This is a genomic window from Cellulomonas hominis (assembly GCF_005239125.1).
Taxonomy (GTDB): domain Bacteria; phylum Actinomycetota; class Actinomycetes; order Actinomycetales; family Cellulomonadaceae; genus Cellulomonas; species Cellulomonas hominis_A.
Window position 1 is genome coordinate 1 of record NZ_SZYE01000405.1, and the last position, 524, is coordinate 524.

General features: G+C 82.1%; 1 protein-coding gene. It reads right to left on the bottom strand.

Annotation, left to right across the window (positions count from 1 at the left end; all coding sequences use genetic code 11):
* Window positions 1-524, bottom strand: a 524-nt coding sequence (locus FA014_RS19760; protein ID WP_154731282.1) for an NAD(P)/FAD-dependent oxidoreductase, incomplete at both ends; no start/stop codon positions are given.

Sequence of the window (524 nt, forward strand, 5' to 3'; positions counted from 1 at the left end):
CGACGCCCCGGCGCAGGCCGAGCGTCTCCCAGACGGCAACGGTCAGCGGCTCGGTCGCGATCGCCTGCCGGCCGCCCGCCGGGGCGCCGCCGCCGGTCGCCCGCACGGCGAGCGGCGCGCGCACGGTGCCCTGGTCGGTGACGACGGCGCCGGGGGACAGGCGCAGCGCCCGGGTGCCCTCCACGACCCGCGCGCCGTGCGCGGTGAGCACGTCGACCAGCCCGCGCACCAGCCGGACCGGCTGCAGCCGGCCGGTGTCCGGGGCCAGGGTGCCGCCGAGGGCGCCGGGCACCCGGGCGAGCGCCGCGACGCCGGCGGCGTCGAGCGTCTCGACCTCGTCCCCCCACGCCCGCGCCGCTGCGGCGTCGGCGGTCAGCCGGCCGAGCTGGGCGGGGGTGCGGGCGACCGTCAGCAGGCCGCCGACGGCGAGGTCGCAGTCGACCTGCTCGGCCGCGCGGTGCTCCGCGCCGTCCGGCCCGCGCAGCGTGAACGTCGAGCCGACCCCGTCCAGGCCGACGTCGGCC